Annotated in this window: 15 protein-coding genes; 9 read left to right on the forward strand and 6 right to left on the reverse strand. The window is 69.5% G+C overall.

The features are described from left to right. Nucleotides 1-4: 4 nt before the first annotated feature. Nucleotides 5-850 carry a DUF3298 domain-containing protein gene (locus ACIQ1T_RS01460; protein WP_395942711.1) on the forward strand — a complete coding sequence of 282 codons (846 nt, stop codon included), beginning with the start codon at nt 5-7 and terminating at the stop codon, nt 848-850. Between the two features lie 26 nt (nt 851-876). On the opposite strand, the gene ACIQ1T_RS01465 is transcribed toward ACIQ1T_RS01460, so the two are convergent. From ACIQ1T_RS01465 to ACIQ1T_RS01475, 3 genes are read right to left on the reverse strand one after another with little or no spacing between them, the layout of a single operon-like run. Continuing rightward, a complete protein-coding gene (locus tag ACIQ1T_RS01465; protein WP_395942712.1) occupies nt 877-1,821 on the reverse strand; it encodes an alpha/beta fold hydrolase in 945 nt (314 codons plus the stop codon). 36 nt (nt 1,822-1,857) lie between these two features. Continuing rightward, nucleotides 1,858-2,058 carry a helix-turn-helix transcriptional regulator gene (locus tag ACIQ1T_RS01470; protein WP_395942713.1) on the reverse strand — a complete coding sequence of 67 codons (201 nt, stop codon included), beginning with the start codon at nt 2,056-2,058 and terminating at the stop codon, nt 1,858-1,860. Then, nucleotides 2,055-2,462: a hypothetical protein gene (locus ACIQ1T_RS01475; RefSeq protein ID WP_395942714.1), complete on the reverse strand. Its 408-nt coding sequence runs from the start codon at nt 2,460-2,462 to the stop codon at nt 2,055-2,057. Before ACIQ1T_RS01475 ends, ACIQ1T_RS01470 begins: the two co-directional genes overlap by 4 nt. A gap of 128 nt (nt 2,463-2,590) precedes the next feature. Between ACIQ1T_RS01475 and ACIQ1T_RS01480 the strand changes: the two genes are divergently transcribed. Then, nucleotides 2,591-3,595 (forward strand): fatty acid desaturase family protein, encoded by a 1,005-nt coding sequence (locus tag ACIQ1T_RS01480; protein WP_395942715.1) that lies wholly within the window; start codon nt 2,591-2,593, stop codon nt 3,593-3,595. Between the two features lie 56 nt (nt 3,596-3,651). Here ACIQ1T_RS01480 and ACIQ1T_RS01485 read toward each other — a convergent pair whose 3' ends face one another. Beyond that, nucleotides 3,652-5,043, reverse strand: coding sequence for a methyl-accepting chemotaxis protein (locus tag ACIQ1T_RS01485; RefSeq protein ID WP_395942716.1), 1,392 nt, complete (start codon nt 5,041-5,043; stop codon nt 3,652-3,654). Nucleotides 5,044-5,328: 285 nt separating this feature from the next. On the opposite strand from ACIQ1T_RS01485, the gene ACIQ1T_RS01490 reads away from it, so the two are divergent. The 5 genes from ACIQ1T_RS01490 to ACIQ1T_RS01510 all read left to right on the forward strand — a co-directional run bounded on the left by ACIQ1T_RS01490 (nt 5,329) and on the right by ACIQ1T_RS01510 (nt 9,571). Continuing rightward, nucleotides 5,329-5,979, forward strand: a complete 651-nt coding sequence (locus ACIQ1T_RS01490) for a class I SAM-dependent methyltransferase (RefSeq protein WP_395942717.1) — start codon at nt 5,329-5,331, stop codon at nt 5,977-5,979. 64 nt (nt 5,980-6,043) lie between these two features. Next, nucleotides 6,044-6,439, forward strand: a complete 396-nt coding sequence (locus ACIQ1T_RS01495; RefSeq protein WP_395942718.1) for a hypothetical protein — start codon at nt 6,044-6,046, stop codon at nt 6,437-6,439. A 64-nt stretch (nt 6,440-6,503) separates the two neighbouring features. After that, on the forward strand, nt 6,504-7,355 hold the full coding sequence (locus ACIQ1T_RS01500; protein ID WP_395942719.1) for a neutral zinc metallopeptidase: 852 nt from the start codon (nt 6,504-6,506) through the stop codon (nt 7,353-7,355). A gap of 117 nt (nt 7,356-7,472) precedes the next feature. Next, nucleotides 7,473-9,110, forward strand: a complete 1,638-nt coding sequence (pgm, locus tag ACIQ1T_RS01505; protein ID WP_395942720.1) for a phosphoglucomutase (alpha-D-glucose-1,6-bisphosphate-dependent) — start codon at nt 7,473-7,475, stop codon at nt 9,108-9,110. Further along, nucleotides 9,107-9,571 (forward strand): hypothetical protein, encoded by a 465-nt coding sequence (locus ACIQ1T_RS01510; RefSeq protein WP_395942721.1) that lies wholly within the window; start codon nt 9,107-9,109, stop codon nt 9,569-9,571. Before pgm ends, ACIQ1T_RS01510 begins: the two co-directional genes overlap by 4 nt. Here ACIQ1T_RS01510 and ACIQ1T_RS01515 read toward each other — a convergent pair. After that, nucleotides 9,568-10,356, reverse strand: coding sequence for a TSUP family transporter (locus tag ACIQ1T_RS01515; RefSeq protein WP_395942722.1), 789 nt, complete (start codon nt 10,354-10,356; stop codon nt 9,568-9,570). The two genes, ACIQ1T_RS01510 and ACIQ1T_RS01515, sit on opposite strands and share 4 nt — an antisense overlap. A 108-nt stretch (nt 10,357-10,464) precedes the next feature. On the opposite strand from ACIQ1T_RS01515, the gene ACIQ1T_RS01520 reads away from it, so the two are divergent. Then, on the forward strand, nt 10,465-11,466 hold the full coding sequence (locus ACIQ1T_RS01520; protein ID WP_395942723.1) for a bile acid:sodium symporter family protein: 1,002 nt from the start codon (nt 10,465-10,467) through the stop codon (nt 11,464-11,466). Here ACIQ1T_RS01520 and ACIQ1T_RS01525 read toward each other — a convergent pair. Further along, on the reverse strand, nt 11,450-12,397 hold the full coding sequence (locus tag ACIQ1T_RS01525; RefSeq protein WP_395942724.1) for an aspartyl protease family protein: 948 nt from the start codon (nt 12,395-12,397) through the stop codon (nt 11,450-11,452). The two genes, ACIQ1T_RS01520 and ACIQ1T_RS01525, sit on opposite strands and share 17 nt — an antisense overlap. A 12-nt stretch (nt 12,398-12,409) precedes the next feature. Here ACIQ1T_RS01525 and ACIQ1T_RS01530 point away from each other — a divergent pair, with 12 nt between their 5' ends. Beyond that, nucleotides 12,410-12,601, forward strand: coding sequence for a hypothetical protein (locus ACIQ1T_RS01530; protein ID WP_395942725.1), 192 nt, complete (start codon nt 12,410-12,412; stop codon nt 12,599-12,601). The last annotated feature ends 39 nt before the right edge of the window (nt 12,602-12,640 follow it).

Below are 12,640 nucleotides of genomic sequence, written 5' to 3' on the forward strand. Positions count from 1 at the left end.
TCCCATGCCCCGCACCGCCCGTATCCTGCTGCTGACCGCCGCCGTCGCCGCCACGCTTTCCGCGTCCTTGGCCGCCTGCCAGCGCAAGGAGGACAAGGCCGCCGCGCCCGCCGCCCCGGCCCCGGCCGCCCCCGCCGCCGTCACCAACGCCGCGGCCGGTGCGCCGATGAGCTTCGACTCCAAGACCCGGTACGCCACGGTCAAACTGACCCTGCCGGACGCGATCAAGTCCAAACCCGACCTGCACGCCCCCCTCTACGCCGCCGCCGTGCGCGACCTGCGCCAGTTCTCCGAAGGCGCCCAGGCCGACCTGTCCGAGGCGGGCGGCGGCTCCAACCCTTACGAAAAGACCATCGCCTTCGACCCGGGCGCCGAGACGGGCAAGCTGTTCAGCCTGTCGCGCACCGATTCCGAATTCTCCGGCGGCGCCCACCCCAACACACTGTTTTCGGCCGTGCTGTGGGACAAGGCGTTGAAGAAACAACTGGGCTTCGCCGACCTGTTCCGCCCCGGCTCGGACCTGGCCTCGCTGGACAAGGCCCTGTGCGACGCGGCCAACGCCGCCAAACAGGCCCGCTCGCCGGGATCCGAGACCGCGACCCTGGGCGGCAAGATGTGGTCCTGCCCCAAGGCCGTCTCGACCCCCTTCGTCCTGACGCCGGGCACGACGCCGGGCAAGGCGGGCGGGATCACCTTCCTGATCGGCGCCTATCAGATCGGCCCCTATTCGGACGGCCCCTACCAGATCGCCCTGCCCCAGTCGGTGTTCCGCCCCCTGCTGAACCCGGCCTACGCCGACGAATTCGCCGGCGCGCCGGTCAAGGCCGGGGACGTGACGCCGAAGACCTGATCCTCCCCCTGCGGGGGAGGATCAGGTCAGTCCGCCAGGAACTGATCCACCAGTTCCGCGAACCGTTCCGGCTGGTCGGCCATGATGAAATGCCGGCTGCCGTCCACCCGGATCAGTTTCACACCCGGCAGACCCGCCCATTCCCGCGTCCAGGTCGCCTCGGCCAGGGCCGCCGGCGCCCCGCCGTCCGCATCGGCGGCGTAGAGGGCGATCGTCGGCGTCGTCATCGCCGCCAGACCGGGCCGGGCGTCGGTGACGATCACGTCTCGCATCGCCGCCGCCAAAGCCCGGCGGTCGCTGGCCATCGACCAAGCCAGGATCCGCGCCTGCTCGCTGGGCGTCTTCGACAGGGCCCGCGCCGTCGCCGCCTGCTGGGCGCCGAACGTCGCCTCGTCGGCCCCCAGGATCATCGCCGCCGCCTGATCGGCGAAGGGCCGCGCCGTCTCGACCGTGGCCTGAGGCCCGAACATGGCGCTGTAGAACGGCAGGGAGTCCACCGACATCAGCCGCCCGACCAGTTCCGGGCGCCGCTGCGCCAGCAAGAGACCGCTCAGGCCGCCTAGCGAATGGCCGATCACCGCCGGCGCCTCCAGACCGGCTTCGCGGACATAGCGGGCCAGTTCCTCGACCTCGGGATCCACGAAGGCGCCGTCGCCGTGTGTCCAGGCTTCGCCCGCGAACCCGGCCAACTGCACCAGATGCACCCGGTGCGTCGCCTTCAACCGATCCGCCGTCGCCCGCCACACCTCGCGGGACGACCCCAGGCCGGGGATCAGGATCACGTCGGGACCGGCCCCGACCACCTCGACCGACAGACGGTCCGACACGAAGGGCGCTGCGGCGTGAGCCGCGACGAGGGCCGGGCTTTCGGCCCGGGCCTGATCTGTGGCGACCCAGCAGGCGGTCAGGACGCCGACGATGACGGCGAAGCGCACGGGGGCGCGCACGCCCCGGCAAAGGTGAGTGAACATATCAGTCTCCAATGTAAGGTTATTCTGACTTTTCGGTCAGGCGGCGTGCGGGTTCTCGAAGATGTCCTCGACCGGTCGGTCGAAGACGGCGGCGATGCGATAGGCCAGGTCCAGCGACGGATCGTGCCGTTCGGTCTCCAGGGCGATCACCGCCTGTCGCGACACGCCCAGCGCCTGGCCCAGCTGTTCCTGGGTCCAGCCGCGCTCGACGCGCAGCAGTTTCAGCCGGTTCTTCATCGGCTGGTCCTGATGAAGGGCGACACCAGCCCCAGCATCCCCCAGAACAGCGGCAGGACCAGCCAGGTCTGGATATGGGGCGCGCCCGCAAAACTCTCGCCGAAACCCCAGAAGGTGGCGACCGCCAGGGTCAGGCCTGCCGCGACGATGAACTGTTTGGCCATTACCCCGCGCACGAACTCGTCGCTCTCGCGCATCAGCGACAGGATGGCCCAGATCTGGCCGATGACCGGCGCCGACACCACCGCCGCCAGCACCCAGGCCGCCGGCTTGCCCATCAGCTCGTCGAAGGCGTCGGTCGTCATCATGGCCACGCAGATCGCCGCATAGGGCAGGGTGAAGGCCATGATCCGAATAAAATATCGCCGATGCTCCGGCGTCCCCTTGTTCCAGGCAGCTAACATGATCGACCTCCCTTGTGTAAGGCCAACCTGACATCGCCGATATGTAATGTCAACCTTACTTTTTGTAAGGCAGCCCGCACATATTCGCGTTGCTTTTCGAGACCCGCCTTCCGCGTTAGACTGACCCCATGCCCGCCGCGCCTCGCCTCGCACCGTCGGCCCTGTTCACGCCCGAGGAATGGGCGCCCTTCCAGACGCGTTCGCCCTGGATCGGGCCGCTGCTGGTCCTGCACTGCTGGGGCGTCATCGCCGCAGCCGTGGTCGTCGGCGTCCTGATCCCCTGGCTGATCCCCCTGTGCGTGATGGTCGTCGGCGCGCGCCAGCTGGGCCTGGCCATTCTGATGCACGAGGCGGCCCACGGCGGCCTGTCGAAGAACCTGAAACTGAACGACTTTCTCGGCCACTGGCTGTGCGCCGTCCCGGTCGGGGCGGACCTGAGAACCTATCGCCCCTATCACCTGACCCACCACCGGTTCGCCCAGCAGCCGGAGGATCCGGACCTGATGCTGTCGGCGCCCTTCCCCGTCAGCCCCGCCTCCCTGCGCCGCAAGATGATCCGCGACCTGACCGGCCAGACCTTCTTCAAACAGCGGATCTTGCTGCCCCTGGCCCAAAGGCGCTCAAGCCGCCTTCAAGGCGACGGCGCGGCGCCGCGCTCAAGCAGCCCGAAGGGCGATAGCGCCACACAGAATGAATACGAGGCCGTGGTCACCGGCCGGTCGGTCCTGCCCTTCCTGCTGTTCAACGCGGGCCTGCTGGCCGCCTTCGTCGCCGCCGGCGTCGGGTGGGCCTTCTTCGTCCTGTGGCTGCTGCCGATGGCGACCTGGTTCCCGCTGGTGACGCGACTGCGCAACATCGCCGAACACGCCTGCGTCGAGGGCTCCGCGACCGACGCCTTCCGCGCCGCCCGCACCACCCGCGCCCGCGGGTGGGAGCGGGCCTTCATCGCCCCCTACTGGGTCAATTTCCACGCCGAACACCACCTGTTCATGCACGTCCCCTGCCACCGCCTGCCCCGGCTGCACCGGGCCCTGGGCGACAAGGCCGCCGCAGCCCGGATGGAGGTGGCGCCCGGCTATCTGGCGGTGCTGAGAACCGCGACCCGCGAACCGGATTCCGCCGGGGTCGATTGAGCGGCCGGCCCCTGTCGAGACGTCGCGCCCGAAGGCGCCGAACGCCTCGCGGCCGGTCAGGCGGCGGCGCGCCAGTCTGTCCGGCCCGCCTTGGCGTCCAGAAGGGTGAACTGACGGGTCTGTTCGGCGATGTCGGCGGCCTCTCGGGCCAGGGACTGGCTGGCGGCGGTCGACTGTTCGATCATCGCGGCGTTCTGCTGGGTCGCCTGGTCCATGTGGTTGACCGCCGCATTGACCTCGCCCAGGGCCGTGGCCTGTTCGCGCGACGAGGCGGCGATGTCGGCGATCATGCCGTTGACGGTGGCGACCTCCTGGATGATCCGCTCCAGGGCCGAGCCGGTCTCGCCGACCAGGGCCACGCCCTGGGACACCTCCTGGCTGGACTTGGTGATCAGGGCCTTGATCTCCTTGGCCGCATCGGCCGAGCGCTGGGCCAGGGCCCGCACCTCGGAGGCCACCACGGCGAAGCCGCGACCGGCCTCGCCGGCGCGCGCCGCCTCGACGCCCGCGTTCAGGGCCAGAAGATTGGTCTGGAAGGCGATCTCGTCGATGACTCCGATGATCTGGCCGATCTCGTTGGACGAGGTCTCGATCCCGGACATGGCGGTGGTGGCCTGGCGCACCACGGCGCCGCCGGTCTCGGCGGCGTTGCGTGCGGATTCGGTGGCCGAGGTAGCGCCCCGCGCGGTGTCGGCGGTCTTCTGGACGGTGACGGTGATCTGGTCCAGGGCGGCGGCGGTCTCTTCCAGGCTGGCGGCCTGCTGTTCGATCCGACGCGACATGTCGTGGGCGGCGGCCGAGATTTCACCGGCGCCGCTGGTGATGGTCTTGACCCCGTCCGAGATGGAGGCGACGGCGCTCTCCAGGGCCGAGGCGGCCGAGTTGAAATCGTTGCGCAGGGCCTCGTAGCCTTGGGGGAAGACGGTGTCGACGTGGGCCCGCAGGTCGCCCTGGGCCAGACCGCGCAAGCCCTCGGCAAGACGGTCGACCACCTCGGCCTGGGCCGCTGCAGCCGCCTGTTCGGCGGCGTGGGCCTTGGCCTGCGCCTCGCGCAGGGCCACGGTCTCGCGGAAATCCTGCCAGAAGACGATCAGCAGGTCGCGGGCGCCGACCTTGGCCGGCATCACGGTGGCGAAGACCGGCAGGGGCATGCCGTCCAGCCGTTGGTGCAGCCATTCGAAACGGATGAAGCCCTTCTCGAAGGCTTCGCCGATGCGGGCGCCGACCAGATCGGCGGACCGGCCGCCGCAGGGCTGAAACTCGGGCGACAGCTTGGTGGGCGACACCCCCAGCAGTTCGTCGCGCGAACAGCCCATCAGGGATTCCATCGCCGGATTGCAGTCGACGATGACGCCGTCCTCGATGACGTAATAGCCGTCCGGCGAATTGTCGAACACGAAGCTCGCGACGTCCTGACGCGAAGTGTCCTTGGTCTTCCGATTAAACATCGCGGCCCTCATGATGGTGATTAATCGTGCCGCCGAATTATGAACAAGACCCTGCGACCCTGCATTCCAAAAAGACTCAATTGTCCTTTTTGATTAGGTAAGACTACCTAATCAGCAAGATCTCCGACGTTGCTGCGGAAATACATAGGACTGTGAAGTAACCTTGGATTGGGCCAACTCCACCTATACGACATACGCGCATAATCTCTTTCGCTTCTGCACCGGGGCCGCGAAGGCGCGAGCCGACTATCGGACCACGCGCGCCGCGCCTAGTCTTGACCGCGCATGACCATTCCCGATCCCGCCGCCTTCATCCGCGCCAATACGCGGCTCCAGACCGTGCCCCATGCGCCGGAGATCGCCCTGTGGCTGGCGGACGAGATCACCCCCCTGTGGCGGCTGACGGAGGAGGAACTGGGCCAACTGGGCCTGCCGCCGCCCTTCTGGGCCTTCGCCTGGGCCGGAGGGCAGGCGCTGAGCCGCTATCTGCTGGACCATCCGCACGAAGTGGCGGGCAAGCGGGTGCTGGACTTCGCCGCCGGGTCCGGACTGGTCGGGGTCGCGGCGATGAAGGCCGGCGCCGCCTCGGTCCTGTGCGCCGACATCGATCCCTTCTGCGCCGCCGCGGTCGCCGCCAACGCCGCCTCGAACGGGGTGGTTCTGGACTTCACCGACCGCAATCTGCTGGAGGCTCCGCCGCCGGCGGTCGAGGTCATCTGCGCCGGCGACATCTGCTACGAACGGCCGATGACCGAGGCGGTCCTGGCCTGGCTGGCCCAGGCCCGCACCAACGGATGCCGCGTGCTGATCGGCGACCCGGGCCGCACCTATTTCCCACGCTCGGGCCTGGACTTCCTGGCCGAATACCGGGTGCCCACCACGCGCGAGCTGGAGGATCAGGAGATCAAGCGATCTTCGGTCTGGGCCATGCCCTGAGGCCGCGCCCCGCATCCTTCCGCCGTCTCGACGGTTGTATTCGGGACCACGCCCGGAGGCCCGCATGAAGTCCGCCCTGATCCTGTCCGCCCTGATCGCCGCCATCGCCTCGGCCGCGACGGCCCAAAGCCCAGGCCAGGCTGCGCCCTATGGCCGGCCCTGGTCCGCCTATCCGGGCGGGTCGCCGGCCGCCATCGCCGACCAGCATCGCTACGAGAACGAGCGGCTGCGGCTTCAGACCCAGACCAACGCCGCCCAGGCCCGCCAGCAGCAGGCCGAGACCCGCCAACGCCTGCTGGAGCTCCAGTCGGCGCGCGACACGAGCTCGCCCTCCGTCCCCGCCCGCCCCTTCGTCGATCCTGTGCAGAACCGCGCCGCCCAGGCCCAGGCCGACGCACGCCGCGAACAGACTCGCCAGGACGTGAACCAGATCGACAACTGGCTGGATCGTCCGAACTGACGCATCCCTTCCCTCGCGCCTGCGTTCCGGCCTAGCTTATTCCGATCAGGCGGAGGGAACGGACATGCGCTGGCAGGGCGGACGGACAGGCGGCGGTGTCGAGGACCGGCGCGGGATGGGCGGCGGCGCCATTGCGGGCGGCGGCATCGGCGTCGGGGTTCTGGCCATCATCGGCTATCTGGTCTTCGGCATAGATCCCGCGACCACGACACAGTTGGCCAGCCAGTTCGGCGGCGTCGGCGCCGCGCAGCAGGAAGGCCAGACCGGCACGCCCCAGGATCAGGCCGGCAAGTTCGTCGATGTCATCGGCGCCAATATCAACGACGTCTGGACCCAGAAGCTGAACGGCTACCAGCCGCCCCGCGTCGTCATCTACGAACAGGGCACCCCGACCGGCTGCGGCCTGGGCCAGTCGGCCATGGGGCCTTTCTACTGCCCGACCGACAAGACCGTCTATCTGGACCTCGGCTTCTGGCAGGAGATGGAGACCCAGCTCGGGGCCTCCGGAGCCGACTTCGCCCGCGCCTATGTCATCGCCCACGAATTCGGCCACCACGTCCAGACCCTGACCGGAACCTCGGACCAGGTGCGCCAGGCCCAGCAGCGCGCGCAAGGCCAGGCCGAGGCCAATCAGTATTCGGTGGCGCTTGAGCTTCAGGCCGACTGCTACGCCGGCGTCTGGGCCGCCAACGCCTCGGCCGCCTCCAACGGGCAGGTGGCGCTGGAGCCCGGCGACATCGAGGAAGGCATGAAGACCGCCCAGGCCATCGGCGACGATACGCTGCAACGGCGCGGCGGCGGCCGGGTCTCGCCCGAAAGCTTCACCCACGGCTCTTCGGCCCAGCGGGTCGAATGGCTGCAGCGCGGCTACCAGTCCGGCGACCCGGCCTCCTGCGACACCTTCAGCGGAACCTGAGCCGTACGGGCTTTCAATCCCACGTCGCAAATGTCAGTCATGATGACAGACGCCGCGCGCCTCCTCATAACGCCGGCATCCGTGATCGAACAATAACTTCAGACGGATAGAGTCCGAATGCATCCTCGCGCCGGCCAGCAGGCCCTCCCCGAAGACCTGATCGATCTCGACGCCCTGCTTGGCGCCTATGAAGGCGGCCGACCGGACATGAGCGACCCGGCCCAGCGGGTCGCCTTCGGCACCTCGGGCCATCGCGGCTCCAGCCTCGACAACGCCTTCAACGAACCGCACATCCTGGCCATCGCCCAGTCGGTCGCCGAATATCGCGCGGCGCAAGGGATCACCGGCCCCCTGTTCGTCGGCCGCGACACCCACGGCCTGTCCGAGCCCGCCTTCCGCACCACGCTGGAGGTTCTGGTCGCCAACGGCGTCGAGGTGCTGATCGACAGCCGCGACGGCTTCACCCCGACCCCGGCCGTGTCCCACGCCATCCTGACCCACAACCGCTCGAACACGCGCCAGGCCGACGGCGTCCTGATCACCCCGTCGCACAATCCGCCCCGCGACGGCGGCATCAAATACAATCCCCCCTCGGGCGGCCCGGCCGGGGGAGATGCGACCAGCGCCATCGCCGCCCGCGCCAACCAGTTGATCGAGGGCGGCCTGACCCAGGTGCGCCGCCTGCCCTTCGCCGAGGCCCTGTCGAAGGCCGGCCGGTTCGACTTCCTGTCCGCCTATGTCGACGACCTGCCCAGCGTTCTGGACCTGGACGCCATCCGCGACGCCGGGGTCCGCATCGGCGCCGATCCCCTGGGCGGCGCCGCCGTCGGCTACTGGGGCGAGATCGCCGACCGGCACCGGCTGAACCTGACCGTGGTCAACGACGCCGTCGATCCGCGCTGGGCCTTCATGCCGCTGGACGCCGACGGCAAGATCCGCATGGACTGCTCCTCCCCCTCGGCCATGGCGGGCCTGATCAAGATGATGCAGGGCGGCTCGGCCTATGACGTGGCCTTCGGCAATGACGCCGACGCCGACCGCCACGGCATCGTCACCCCCGACGGCGGGCTGATGAACCCCAACCATTTCCTCGCCGTCAGCATCGCCTATCTGTTCGCCAACCGGCCCGGCTGGGGCGCGGAGGTGGCGGTGGGCAAGACCCTGGTCTCGTCCTCGATGATCGACCGGGTCGTCGCCGGCCTGGGCCGTCGCCTGCTCGAGGTGCCGGTCGGCTTCAAACATTTCGTGCCCGGCCTGCTGGACGGCACGGTCGGTTTCGGCGGCGAGGAATCGGCCGGGGCCTCCTTCCTGCGCCACGACGGCACGGTCTGGTCCACCGACAAGGACGGCCTGATCCTGTGTCTGCTGGCCGCCGAGATCCAGGCCCGCACCGGCCAGAGCGCCAGCCAGTTCTACGCCGGCCTGACCGAGCAATACGCCGCCCCGTCCTACGCCCGGATCGACGCCCCGGCCGACCGGACGCAGAAGGCCCGTCTGGCGGCCCTCAGCCCCTCGGACGTGACCGCGACCAGCCTGGCGGGCCAGCCCATCACCGACATCCTGACCAAGGCGCCCGGCAATGGCGAAGCCATCGGCGGGCTGAAGGTGGTCACCGCCGACGCCTGGTTCGCCGCCCGCCCGTCCGGCACCGAGGACGTCTACAAGATCTATGCGGAATCCTTCCTCGGCCCGGATCACCTGGCCCAGGTTCAGGCCGAGGCCCGCGAGGTCGTCGCCACGGCCCTGAACGGATGAGCCTGACGCGCCGGTTCGACGTCTTCGCGGACTATTTCCAGTTCTACGTCTGCGACGCCGCCTATACGACCGACACGGCCAGCCTCTGGGTTCCCGAAACGGTGGACCGGATGCTGGCGACCGGGCCGGATCTGCTGGGCGTCGGCACGGCGCGCAACATGCTCGTGCCCGTCGAACTGCAGGTCCTTGACCGCGAACCGTCGCCCGACCCGGACGACTGGGACGGCATGCTGGACTGCGGGCTCAGCCTGCACAGCGGCGCCCTGATCGTCTTCGGCTGCACCGAGGAACCGGCCGAGGCGGAACGGATCCCCGTCCCGGCCGGCGACTATGGCGCCCGGGTCTCCTGCGCCGGCCTCGACACCCTGTCCGAGGACGGCCTGGACGGCGACGACCGCTATCGCATCCAGTTGTGGCCCGGCGGCGTGCGGCCGGTGATGGTGGTCAAACCGCTCGGCTAGACCAGGCCCTCGATCCAGGCCCGCAACGGATTGGCCGGGTCGGACAGCAGCTTGATCACCATGCCGATGCAGATCACGACCAGCAGCGGCCGTATCAGCTTCGGCCCGAACCGCATGGCGGCGTGCGACCCCAGCCAGCCGCCCAGCACCTGCCCCACCGCCATGATCAGCCCGACCGCCCACAGCACATGGCCGCCGACGGCGAAGACCAGGACGGACACCAGATTGCTGGAGAAGTTCAGCGCCTTGGTATGGGCCGTGGCCCGGGTCAGCCCCATCCCCATCAGGGTCACCAGGGCCAGGGCGAAGAAGGAGCCCGCGCCGGGACCGAAGAAGCCGTCGTAGAAGCCGATCCCGCCCGCCACCGCCCCGAAGGCGAAGGGCGTCAGCCGTGCATGGACATCCTCGTCGCTGGCCTTGGGCCCGACCAGGAAATAGACCGCGATCCCCGCCAGCAGCAGGGGCAACAGCACCATCAGCCAGGTCGCATCGACGAAACTGACCACGACCGCCCCCAGGGCGGCGCCGACCACCGTGGCGATCAGCGGCCATTTCAGCAGGGCGAAGTCGATCCGCCCCTTGCGCCAGAAGGTCCAGGTCGCCGAGGCGGTGCCGAAACTGCCCTGGATCTTGTTCGTGGCTATGGCCGCCACCGGATTGATCCCGACCGCCAGCAGCACCGGCACGGTGATCAGGCCGCCGCCCCCGGCGATGGCGTCGACGAACCCCGCCGCCACGGCCGCAGCGAACAACAGGGCGAGGATTTCCGGCGCGAACTCGATCATGGCGCCGACCTAGAGGGTTCGCGCCACGCCGACAATCAGCGTTGGGCCGGCCTTCAGGCTTGATGAAGCGGCCCGCCGGGTCTTTATCCCCCGTCGAGGAGTTCCCGCATGAACACGTTACGCCGCCTGATCGACCCCTATCTGCTGATGCTTCTGGCCACGGTCGTCCTGGCGGCGGTGCTGCCCGCGCGCGGCGCGGCCGCCGGGATCGCCGAGGGCGTCGCCACGGCGGCCGTGGCCCTGCTGTTCTTCCTCTACGGCGCGCGGCTGTCGCCCCAGGCCATCTGGGCGGGCCTGTCCCACTGGCGGCTGCAGGGCATGGTCCTGGCCAGCACCTTCCTGCTTTTCCCGATCCTGGGCCTCGCCGTCTTCTGGGCCACGCGCGGCTGGCTGGCGCCCGATCTGGCCCTTGGCCTGCTCTATCTCTGCCTGCTGCCGTCGACGGTCCAGTCGTCGATCGCCTTCACCGCCATCGCCCGCGGCAATGTGCCGGCGGCCCTGTGCGCCGCCTCGATCTCCAATCTGCTCGGCGTGGTGATCACCCCGCTGCTGGTCATGCTGCTGCTGCCCGTCGGCGACGGCGCCGGCGTCTCCCTCTCCTCCATCGAGGGGATCGCGCTACAGATTCTGGCGCCCTTCCTGGCGGGTCAGCTGGCCCGCCCGCTGATCGGGGCCTGGCTGACGCGTCACGGCCGCCTGACCTCGATGGTCGATCGCGGCTCGATCCTGCTGGTCGTCTATGCGGCCTTCAGCGCGGGCGTGGTCTCGGGCGTCTGGAGCCGGGTCTCGGCCGGCGATCTGGCCGCGGTCCTGATCCTGAACGGCGTCATCCTGGCCGCCGCCATCGCCGTGACCACCGTCGCCAGCCGCCGCCTGGGCTTCTCCCGCGCGGACGAGATCGCCATCGTCTTCTGCGGCTCCAAGAAGAGCATGGCCAGCGGCGTGCCCATGGCCACCATCCTGTTCGCCGCCCACAGCGTCAGCCTGATCGTCCTGCCGCTGATGCTGTTCCATCAGGTTCAGTTGTTCGTCTGCGCCGTTCTGGCCCGGCGCTACGCCCAGGCGTCCCAGGATCCCGAGCCGGCCGAACCCCTCACCGCTCGACCGTGATCTCCATCGGCCGCGTCACGAACAGGCGCGGCCCGCCCAGGTCCAGCACCACCCGCCGGTCCTCGAACGCCCCCATGCCGATCAGGGCCCGGGGAAAGCCGGGCACGGGCACGTCGCCATAGATGGCCACCGTCGCCTGGCGGTACAGCTCGTCGCCGATCGTCAGAGTACGGACAGTCGTCGTTTCAGCCCCCACCACTCCGCCCAGGACGATGCTCTGGCCCGGCGTCCGCTCGCGCCCGTCCAGCAGGCCGGCGGCCTGGGCCGTCTCGCGCGTGACCGCCAGCAGGGCCGAGGCGCCGGTGTCGACCACCGCGTCCACCGTCGCCCCCTCGACCGTGATCGCCGCCTGCAGCGCCTTGCCCGCCCGCATCACTGCGATCGGCGCCAGATCCGGCTCCGGCGTCCAGCCCTCGCGCCTGACGAACCGCATCCGCCGCCCGCCCGTATCCAGCTCCAGCACCAGTTCGCGCAGCACGTCCTGACCGAGGATCAACGGCGCGCCCAGCCCCTGTTCGCTCGCCAGCGGCCCCAGGCTCAGGATCGCCGCCCTCAGCGCGTCCAGCCGCATCCGGCCGACGGTGACGTCCAGCGTCACCCCGCGCCCGACCTGGGCCTCGCCGCCGACGCCATAGGCCACCATCGGAATGTTGAAGACATGGGTCAGGCCCAGCCGCTCGACCAGCGACCGGTCGATCACCGAATACTGGGCCCCGGAATCGACCAGGGCCCGCACCGGGGTTCCATTGACCATGACCTCGACCGTCGGGGTGACGGCGCGCGGCTCGGCATAGGCCAGCCAGCCCGAGGATCCGTCGGCCGGAAAGCCCACGCCCGGCGCCTTCCACAGCACATGGTCGCGCAGCCACCAGGCCCCGGCCACGCCGCCGGCGACCAGACCCAGCCGGATCAGAAGATCGCGTCGTCTCATGCCCCAAATCTCATGTCCCTGACATGGACCGTCGCCCCAGCCTGCGCCAGCGCCAATTGGTCACAGCGTCCCGGCGCCGGCGTGCGGATCCCGAACGCCGAATATGCGTCGAAACCGCCCTATGTGACCCTGGTCGACGCCGCCTGGCAAAGGACCATGCTGGAGCTCGACGGCCTGGATCCGTCGCGCAGCCTGTCCGACTGAACGGCAAGTTTGTTGCGGGCGACGCGCCCTCGCCCGCGC

It is taken from the genome of Brevundimonas sp. (genome assembly GCF_044336875.1).
Classification (GTDB): Bacteria; Pseudomonadota; Alphaproteobacteria; order Caulobacterales; family Caulobacteraceae; genus Brevundimonas.

What these genes read in the sequence shown, in the direction of transcription:
- ACIQ1T_RS01460 (WP_395942711.1), top strand. Translation starts at nt 5, where the DNA reads ATGCCCCGCACCGCCCGTATCCTGCTGCTGACCGCCGCCGTCGCCGCC.
- ACIQ1T_RS01465 (WP_395942712.1), bottom strand. Translation starts at nt 1,821, where the DNA reads ATGTTCACTCACCTTTGCCGGGGCGTGCGCGCCCCCGTGCGCTTCGCC.
- ACIQ1T_RS01470 (WP_395942713.1), bottom strand. Translation starts at nt 2,058, where the DNA reads ATGAAGAACCGGCTGAAACTGCTGCGCGTCGAGCGCGGCTGGACCCAG.
- ACIQ1T_RS01475 (WP_395942714.1), bottom strand. Translation starts at nt 2,462, where the DNA reads ATGTTAGCTGCCTGGAACAAGGGGACGCCGGAGCATCGGCGATATTTT.
- ACIQ1T_RS01480 (WP_395942715.1), top strand. Translation starts at nt 2,591, where the DNA reads ATGCCCGCCGCGCCTCGCCTCGCACCGTCGGCCCTGTTCACGCCCGAG.
- ACIQ1T_RS01485 (WP_395942716.1), bottom strand. Translation starts at nt 5,043, where the DNA reads ATGTTTAATCGGAAGACCAAGGACACTTCGCGTCAGGACGTCGCGAGC.
- ACIQ1T_RS01490 (WP_395942717.1), top strand. Translation starts at nt 5,329, where the DNA reads ATGACCATTCCCGATCCCGCCGCCTTCATCCGCGCCAATACGCGGCTC.
- ACIQ1T_RS01495 (WP_395942718.1), top strand. Translation starts at nt 6,044, where the DNA reads ATGAAGTCCGCCCTGATCCTGTCCGCCCTGATCGCCGCCATCGCCTCG.
- ACIQ1T_RS01500 (WP_395942719.1), top strand. Translation starts at nt 6,504, where the DNA reads ATGCGCTGGCAGGGCGGACGGACAGGCGGCGGTGTCGAGGACCGGCGC.
- pgm (WP_395942720.1), top strand. Translation starts at nt 7,473, where the DNA reads ATGCATCCTCGCGCCGGCCAGCAGGCCCTCCCCGAAGACCTGATCGAT.
- ACIQ1T_RS01510 (WP_395942721.1), top strand. Translation starts at nt 9,107, where the DNA reads ATGAGCCTGACGCGCCGGTTCGACGTCTTCGCGGACTATTTCCAGTTC.
- ACIQ1T_RS01515 (WP_395942722.1), bottom strand. Translation starts at nt 10,356, where the DNA reads ATGATCGAGTTCGCGCCGGAAATCCTCGCCCTGTTGTTCGCTGCGGCC.
- ACIQ1T_RS01520 (WP_395942723.1), top strand. Translation starts at nt 10,465, where the DNA reads ATGAACACGTTACGCCGCCTGATCGACCCCTATCTGCTGATGCTTCTG.
- ACIQ1T_RS01525 (WP_395942724.1), bottom strand. Translation starts at nt 12,397, where the DNA reads ATGAGACGACGCGATCTTCTGATCCGGCTGGGTCTGGTCGCCGGCGGC.
- ACIQ1T_RS01530 (WP_395942725.1), top strand. Translation starts at nt 12,410, where the DNA reads ATGTCCCTGACATGGACCGTCGCCCCAGCCTGCGCCAGCGCCAATTGG.